This is a genomic window from Brevibacterium sp. UMB1308A (genome assembly GCF_030230605.1).
GTDB lineage: Bacteria > Actinomycetota > Actinomycetes > Actinomycetales > Brevibacteriaceae > Brevibacterium.
On the sequence record NZ_JASPDO010000053.1, the window covers coordinates 1 to 3,008 of the forward strand.

Below are 3,008 nucleotides of genomic sequence, written 5' to 3' on the forward strand. Positions count from 1 at the left end.
AAGGTAACCCCGGCCCGAAAGGTGACCCCGGCCCGAAAGGTGACCCCGGCCCGAAAGGTGACCCCGGCCCGAAAGGTAACCCCGGCCCGAAAGGTGACCCCGGCCCGAAAGGTGACCCCGGCCCGAAAGGTGACCCCGGCCCGAAAGGTGACCCCGGAGGTAACGCAGCACCCTGGCAGGCCGGTACCGCCGGTACAGACACCTACCTGGACACCACCTCGGGAGCCCATGTACGCATCCGCGACAACGGTGACCAGACATGCACTCTCGCGTGTGTCATGCACTCGAACGGGTGGGACACCTCAGACCAGCCGGTACAACGCGAGGTCGCGCGCTTGCCCCTCATCAGCGAGTGGCTCACTGCTGCCGCATTCATCGTGGCGATTGACTTCTCAACCACCCTGCTAAAGAAAGACCCCCGCGCCCTGCCAGCCGCGCTCAGCTACGGGCAAGACGGTGACCTCAGCCTGACAGTAGAGCAGCCCCCCGGCACCATCCTCCGCAAGGGTAAATCAATCGCGTTCGTCACCACCCTAGCCCTGCCCGCCTGAAAGGAAGCCCGCAATGCCCTGGTATCTCGCTCCCTCTCTAGCTCAGCTGCGCGCCGAGGTCAACGCCCGCTGGCCGCACCGCTCCAAGGCCAGTGACGGCACGATCGGAGACCGGGCACATTCAGCCCGCACGTCGGATCACAACCCGAACAGTCGGGGATCGGTGAACGCGATCGACATTACCGCCAAAGGCATCGACACCCGCGCCCTCATCGACGCCGCGAAAAAGCACCCAAGCGTCCGGTACATCATCTTCAACCGGCAGATCATGAACCGCGACATCGGCGGCTTCAAGCCGCGCCGCTACAGCGGCTCGAACCCGCACACCGCACACGTGCACATCAGCATCTATCAGCGCGCCTCGGCCGAGAACGACCGACGCAGCTGGGGAATCGCCGCCGCCACCGCACCGCAGCCTGACCCGAAGCCCAAGGCGAGCAAAGCCCCGCCGTTCCCACTCCCCAAGGGCCACTGGTACGGCCCGGAATCCCGCGACCCCCGCAACCATAGCGGCTACTGGAAGCGTGACCGTGACGGCATCCGCACGCTACAGCAACGCCTCAAAGATCGCGGCTGGCGCATCAGCGTGGATGGACGCTACGGCCCCGACACCCGCGACGTGGTGCGCAAGTTCCAACGAGAGAAGCGGCTGCGCGTCGACGGCGGTGTCGGTGCCGAGACCTGGGCGGCTTTGTGGGAAGCGCCGATCACATGACCGCCACGATCGACGATGTTACCGCGCTGCTGACCGCGATCGGGCTGCTCATCGGTGCGCTCTCAGCCACGGCTGGCCGGGCTGCTCAGTGCCTAGCCGATATCCGCCGCCAGAACGCCCGCTTGCAGTCCACAGCGACGAAAACTGAGCGCCGCCAGGTTGACGTTGACGCCAAGATCGACCGCCTCAGCGAGCTGCTGCTCGATCACATCACCATGACCGACAACCGCACCGGTCGCATCGTCACCCGGCTCGACAGCGTAGACGACCGACTAACTCGCCTCGAGGAGAATCAAGAATGAGATCACCATCCCGCACAGTCACCACCGGATCGACCGCAGGCGCGGTCACGATCATCGTCGTGTGGGCCGCAACCGCGATATGGCCGCAGCTTGTGATCCCGCCCGAGGTCGCCAGCGCGTTCACGCTGCTCGTCACCGCAGGCGCAGCCTGGATCGTCCCCGACCCCGAGCGCCGACCCCGCCACTGAGTCGCCGAGATCATCGCCGTGCTCTCGGCCGAGACTAAAATTGTATGAAAGCTACAAGCGAAATGCGACTATCACATCTGTCAAATTGTGAAACTCTACAATTAGATGAAACATCAATCACCGCGTTCGGTGCAGCGTGCTCGTCGTGGTCTCGGCAGCGGGGATGACCTCGGGGATGACCTCGGGAACACGACAAGGCCCCGGCTCAATGAGCCGGGGCCTTGTCGTCTGTGATCTGTCTAGCTGGCGAGCTGCTCGATCGCTGCCCGGTGTACCGTGTTCGGCAGCGCGACGTAGCGGCGCGTGGTGTCTGCCGAGGCGTGCCCAAGGAGGTCTTGCAGCACCCACACATCGACGCCGTTGGCCCACGCCCGCGACGCGAACCTGTGTCGCAGCGTGTGCATGGTCAGGCCCTCGGGCAGGAGCCTGCCGACGAGCTTGCCGACCCAGCGCGGGGACAGGTGCCCGCCGTCATCGCCGGGGAACAGGTAGCCGCCCTGCTCGGCGCGGCTGCTCAGCTCGATCCCGAGGCCGGTGGGCAGTGGCACGGTGCGCAGCTTGCCGCCCTTGCCGTGAACGATGAGTGAGCTGCCGCCGAGGTCGTCGACCACATCGCGGGCATGAATGCCTGCTACCTCGGCCCGGCGCAGGCCCAGCTCGGCCGACAGCCTGAGCATAAGTCGTTCACGCTGCCCGGCGGCCAGTAGCGCCCGCTTGTACGCGGCATCAGGGCAGGGCCTCGGGTTCGGCTTGCCCGGCTTCACACGCGGGATCGCCTCGGCAATGTTGTGCTCTAGGCGTCCTGTGGCCACCGTCCACGACCAAAACGCCCGCATCGTCGTGCGCCTGCCTCGGCGTGTCTCGGGTGCCCACGCCTGGGCTGCAAAGTACGCGAGTAGCTCGTCGGCGCCGGTCGCCTCGGGGGAGGTGGGGATACGCCGAGCCATGTGCGCGAGGTGCTCCCGGCGCGCCCGGCAGGTGGTTGAGGGTGCTCCGGCTGCTGACTGGGACGTAATGAACGCTTCAATGAGGGGAAGCCAGGTAGGGAAGTTCATAGCACCATCATGCAGCTGCCGAGGTCACCAAACAGAAGGTTGGGGGTTCGAATCCCTCGTGGCGCGCAATGTGAAGTCTCGGGACATCGTTCACTCGATGTCCCGAGATTTTTTGTGTTTTGGGGCGTTGATGTGTCGGGTCATCGTTCCCTTTTTGTGTGTGGGTGTGTCGGGTCATCGTTCCCCTTTTTTTGTGT

The 3,008-nt window shown here is 65.1% G+C and carries 5 protein-coding genes; 4 read left to right on the forward strand and 1 reads right to left on the reverse strand.

Annotated features, from left to right (window positions below; all coding sequences use genetic code 11):
• The 4 genes from QP868_RS11955 to QP868_RS11970 form a co-directional block, all read left to right on the forward strand.
• Nucleotides 1-551 (forward strand): hypothetical protein (locus tag QP868_RS11955; RefSeq protein ID WP_284926781.1); only part of this gene is annotated, 551 nt, incomplete at its 5' end.
• 13 nt (nucleotides 552-564) lie between these two features.
• Entirely contained in the window at nucleotides 565-1,266 is a 702-nt protein-coding gene (locus QP868_RS11960) for a peptidoglycan-binding domain-containing protein (RefSeq protein WP_284926782.1), read from the forward strand.
• On the forward strand, nucleotides 1,263-1,568 hold the full coding sequence (locus QP868_RS11965; protein WP_284926783.1) for a hypothetical protein: 306 nt from the start codon (nucleotides 1,263-1,265) through the stop codon (nucleotides 1,566-1,568). The genes QP868_RS11960 and QP868_RS11965 overlap by 4 nt, the downstream gene beginning before the upstream one ends.
• A complete protein-coding gene (locus QP868_RS11970) occupies nucleotides 1,565-1,756 on the forward strand; it encodes a hypothetical protein (RefSeq protein ID WP_284926784.1) in 192 nt (63 codons plus the stop codon). Before QP868_RS11965 ends, QP868_RS11970 begins: the two co-directional genes overlap by 4 nt.
• 239 nt (nucleotides 1,757-1,995) lie before the next feature.
• Here the strand turns inward: QP868_RS11970 and QP868_RS11975 are convergent, their stop codons facing one another.
• Complete coding sequence (locus tag QP868_RS11975) at nucleotides 1,996-2,703, reverse strand: tyrosine-type recombinase/integrase (RefSeq protein ID WP_284926785.1); 708 nt, start codon at nucleotides 2,701-2,703, stop codon at nucleotides 1,996-1,998.
• Nucleotides 2,704-3,008: the final 305 nt, after the last annotated feature.